We start from the raw sequence: 4024 nt of genomic DNA on the forward strand, positions 1-4024 counted from the left end.
GGGAAAACCCCGCCCCTACGGAGTCTGATCCCCTAATGCACTGTTTTAGGTGAAACAGTCCACTACAAGTTTGCTATTTAACCTAGGAGAATCTGGTTAAAATTCAACATCATCATCCAACTCAGTCTGTTCATTTTCTTCTGGTTCATCTATACCAAAATTACTATTTTCAGACTCAAAAATATGAGAATTAATAGATACTTCTGAAGACTCAGGTGTGCCAGGTAAATCAGTTTTATCTAATAATTTAATTGATTCTATATCTACTATTTTTCCCTGAAAAAAATCAACTATCCGACGAGTAGCGATCGCCACAGTCTGTCTTTCTCTTACAGGAAATTTTTCTTGTCCCACCAAATCATTGAACTCTGGTTTAGACAGGGAAACCTCTGAGATAATTTTCTTTTCTTTCTGGGAATTTATCGTATTAGATGATGGGGTAATTTCTGGTTCATCTTCTGCAACTCGATCGTCAGAATTAGAAGCTTCTTGTTGTTTCTCATTATTTGTTGTTTTACTTTCTCTTTGCCTATTATTGGGATAAATATTTTCACTAATACCCCTATTTTTTTGATTAAGATTTACTACTTCTACTTTAACTTTTACCGAAACATTAAAAACCTTCTTAAATGCAGCTTCAATATCAGTAACTTTAGACATTACCATTTTCTGCCATTTATCAGAACTAACACTAATACGCGCTACTTGATTGTTAAACTCTAATAATGTAACTTGTGGCTGGGGTTGACGTAGTAAAGATTGGCTACTTAGTTTAATTTCAGCAAGTACCAGTTGCCAAATTTCTTCTAAATTATGTTCTTCAGCATTAATATTAACAGCTTCCGAACTAACTAAATTTTCCTCACTTTTAGGAACAGGAGGAATTTCTTTTGCCTCCGATATTTTTGCTTCTGGAGGTTGAAAAACAGATGGTTTTGATTTTACTTGAGGTGAAGTTTTTGGAGTAGTTTGAACCGGAATATTTTTACTTGTTTCTCTGCTGATTTGTTGTTGAGGTAAAGACTCAACTATTACTTTTGAACTTACCAATGCAGAAGGCAATAACCCTAATAAAGTTACCTCCAACCATAAACGAGGTTGAGTAGTATTTTTAATCTGTACTTCCGATGTTTGTAAATGCTTTTGACCAGCTAAAATAGTGCTAATTTCCCACTCTTGAGAAAATTGACAAAGCTGTTCCCAAGTAGGTTTTGTCAACGCCACTAAATTTTCACTTGTCGGTGCTGTTTTTGCTATTAATAAATCTCGATAAAATGCTGCCAAATTTTGCAATACAATAATTGGTTCCCTACCCCGATCCATAATTTGCCGAGTACATTCCAATACCTTAGTCGAATCATCTGAGGCGATCGCTTCTAACAGTAACATTAAATCTCGTTCCGGCACCGCTCCCACTAGATCCCAAACTCGTTCAACAGAAATTTCACCCGCCAACAAACTCAACTGATCTAACAAACTCTCTGCATCTCGTAACCCACCCTGAGCAATTTGAGCTACCATTTGTATTGCTTCCATTGTAATATCAATTTTTTCCGTCGTAGCAATATGATCTAAGTGGTTTACCATTGCTTCCAGGGGAATTCTGCGAAAATCAAAACGTTGGCAACGGGATATAATAGTTGCTAATACCCTCTGGGGGTCTGTAGTAGCAAGGATGAAGACCACTCGCTCTGGTGGTTCCTCCAAAGTTTTCAGCAAAGCATTAAAAGCGGACACCGACAACATGTGGACTTCATCTATCACATATACTTTATAGCGACACTGCACCGGAGCGAATTGCGCCCTTTCAATTAATTCCCTAATATTGTCCACACCAGTGTTGCTAGCAGCATCAATTTCTATCACGTCCAGAGTTGACCCTTTTGTAATTCCTACACAAACATCACAAGAACCACAGGGACTAGGTGTCGGGTGGTCATGGTTAAGACAATTGAGAGATTTAGCAAAAATCCGAGCGCTCGACGTTTTCCCTGTACCTCTAGGTCCTGTGAATAAATATGCTGGAGCGATCCGTTGAGTATCAATGGCATTAGTCAGAGTTTGGGCGATCGCGTCTTGACCCACTAAGTCTGCGAAGGTCTGAGGACGATATTTATGATGGAGAGGTTCGTAGGCCACAATTAGGAATAAGAATTATTTCGGATATGTAGTCGAGCTGCAAGTGATAATCAATACAGCTTTACTAGATTTTATTCAGTATAAATACTTTTATATTTCAAGAAATATTTGAAAATTTGTATATTTTATTGAACTTATGTTAAGCAATATGTCTAGAGATTATAAAATACTAACTCAAAGATTCAAAATATCTTAGGTAATTTTTTACAATCAAATTAATGGAGGTCTAGTTAATAGGATAGTTATTAAATTATGAACTAATGAGAGGGATATTTCTACCTTCTAACTCCTCTAAATTCTGAATTCTACTCATAAATATTGCCGTCTAAGCCACCCTAAGCCTGGATTTAATATTCCTTTTACAAACAGTCTCTAAGTACCACTAATTCTTCTAAATTCTGAATTCTAAATTCTAAATTCTAAATTCTAATGACAATTTTCAGGGTATTAATTTTGATGAGACTGTAGGACTTATTCAGGATTACACAATCAATTCATACCTTAGAGGCCATCAAGTCAACTTATCTGAGAGTGTATATTGTACCTATAGCTGTGGTTATTTTCAACAACCTATAATTTTTAGGCCAATCAATAGCCTCAACTACCTACAAATATATACAAGTATAACTATCAGGTATTTATGCTGAAAACATTAACTACTAATTCTCACCTTAAAATCCCTGTAAATTCATTGTTAAATTTTCTGTAGAGATGATTTTGACTAAGAAATAAGGTCAATAGCCTTCCCTTTCCAGGGGACAAAAAAGGAAATTTCGGATTTTCTTGCCTCTTGCTTTCCTACGGAATGCTGCCCAAACAGCCAGAAGTATTGATAACTGATAACTGATAACTGATAACTGAAATGACACCAATTATTGTCGTGGAACCAAAGTTAGCCCAAGCTTCCCCAGCACCACAACCAAATTTACCAAAAGGAGAATATATTTGGATGGGTGCATCTGGATTATTGTTAGTATTGCTGATTATTTTAGGTATATTTCACCAAACAAAAATGAAGCAATTTAATAAGAAACTTAGTGTAGAAGAATTTAGAAATAAAGACCTCCAGCAAAAGTATAAATTAGCTGTAGGAACTATATCGAAAATGGAAAAAAATCCTGACCTAATCCATTCACGAGATTTTAACTTAGACTACTTAAGAATGCGAATGGCAGAGGAAGTTTTCCACTTTGCTATTGTTAACCAAATTAAGGTAAAAGTCAAACAACAAATTAGTGTTGCACTGCGCCCTACTCAAGCAGCAGTAGGAGAAAAACCCAATCCAAGTGGGCGACAAGTTGATTCGATGTTTGAGGTAGAATATGAGACCGGAGAAGTGGGAAAAGACCTGAAAAAAAGAGTATTATTTAGGGTATCAATAAAACTAACAAAATTACCAACTCAGGCAACTTCTCAAACTATTATTCAAATAATTGATTGTTTAGAAACCTATCTTAGTCCTAGTGATGACCATGATAATTGGACTCCTACAATTCAAGGTCGAATTGTACATATTGATTGGGATCAAAAAGCTAAACCAACACCTATGTTGGTACTAGAACAATCTCATGATGGGGTTCTATTTCGTACCAACAGACCTACAGCTAAAAGTGCTACTCCACCACCACCAAAACCACCCGCACCTAAAAAGAATGTCACGAAAGGAGCAACAAAACAATCTACGAGGGGCAAAACAAAAGGTTTAACTAAAGGCGCAAAAATTCAGAAATAATTCAAAAATGAGAAAGAAAACTCTATAAATAAATGCTATGGTAATACCCGATATTTTTAGCTGTTGGGAAATTTATTAACGATGTTTTTTGCGAAAAGTAAAATTATTCTAGTCAAAAATATTGACCTCTTTTCTATGTAGCAGTATTAATTT

General features: G+C 35.7%; 2 protein-coding genes. One reads left to right on the plus strand and one right to left on the minus strand.

What is annotated here, in order from left to right; translation table 11 throughout:
* Positions 1-96: 96 nt before the first annotated feature.
* The gene (locus AFK68_RS07235) at positions 97-2139 is read right to left on the minus strand and encodes a DNA polymerase III subunit gamma/tau (protein WP_210407277.1); all 2043 of its coding nucleotides are present in this window, start codon (positions 2137-2139) and stop codon (positions 97-99) included.
* An 862-nt stretch (positions 2140-3001) separates the two neighbouring features.
* Between AFK68_RS07235 and AFK68_RS07240 the strand changes: the two genes are divergently transcribed.
* Positions 3002-3871, plus strand: a complete 870-nt coding sequence (locus AFK68_RS07240; RefSeq protein ID WP_246844045.1) for a hypothetical protein — start codon at positions 3002-3004, stop codon at positions 3869-3871.
* Positions 3872-4024: the final 153 nt, after the last annotated feature.

The sequence above is a fragment of the Hydrocoleum sp. CS-953 genome (genome assembly GCF_002260545.1).
Classification (GTDB): domain Bacteria; phylum Cyanobacteriota; class Cyanobacteriia; order Cyanobacteriales; family Microcoleaceae; genus Trichodesmium.

Bases quoted from the DNA above. Each gene is read 5' to 3' on its own strand.
- AFK68_RS07240 (WP_246844045.1), top strand. From the start codon at position 3,002: ATGACACCAATTATTGTCGTGGAACCAAAGTTAGCCCAAGCTTCCCCA.